The organism is Streptomyces hyderabadensis, assembly GCF_020404845.1.
Classification (GTDB): domain Bacteria; phylum Actinomycetota; class Actinomycetes; order Streptomycetales; family Streptomycetaceae; genus Streptomyces; species Streptomyces hyderabadensis.
The window spans coordinates 1-733 of record NZ_JAIOJZ010000146.1 but is presented as its reverse complement, the minus strand read 5'-3'; the positions used below and the strand labels follow the sequence as shown (position 1 = coordinate 733).

At 74.2% G+C, this 733-nt stretch carries 1 protein-coding gene; it reads left to right on the top strand.

Translation table 11 applies throughout. From position 1 onward, the window contains the following. A partial coding sequence (locus K7854_RS37275) for a ketoacyl-synthetase C-terminal extension domain-containing protein (RefSeq protein ID WP_308112616.1) occupies nucleotides 1-733 on the top strand: 733 nt, incomplete at both ends.

Sequence of the window (733 nt, the reverse complement as noted above, 5' to 3'; positions counted from 1 at the left end):
TTTGGTCAGTGCCGGGGTGCAGGCGTGTGAGGTGGACGTGGTGGAGGCGCACGGTACGGGGACGCGGTTGGGTGATCCGATCGAGGCTCAGGCGTTGCAGGCCACGTACGGGCAGGGTCGGTCCGCTGAGCGGCCGTTGTGGTTGGGGTCGTTGAAGTCGAACATCGGGCATGCGCAGGCTGCTGCGGGTGTGGGTGGTGTGATCAAGATGGTGATGGCGTTGCGGGAGGGTGTGCTGCCGCGGACGCTGCATGCCGATGAGCCGTCGCCGCACATCGACTGGTCGGCGGGGCGGGTGCGGTTGCTGACCGAGGAGCGGGAGTGGCCGCGGGCGGAGCACCCGCGCCGCGCCGGTGTGTCCTCCTTCGGCGTGAGCGGCACCAACGCGCACGTGATCCTGGAGGCCGCCCCCCAGACGGATGCCGCGCCCGAGGTGCCCGACGGCGTCCTGGGCAGCGCGCCCGGCATCGTCCCGTGGGTCCTGTCCGCCGCGTCCGCGGACGCGCTGCGCGCGCAGGCCGAGCGGCTGGGCGCGCACCTGGCCGACCGGCCCGGACTCGCCCCGGCCGACGTGGCGTCCTCGCTCGCGACACGGCGTACGGCGCTGGAGCACCGCGCCGTCGTCGTGGGCGAAGACCACGACGAACTTTGCGCCACCCTCGATGCGTTGAGCACCGGCCGGCCCGCACCCCGGGCCGTGCTGGGCGACGCGGCCGCCCGTCCCCGCCGCCCC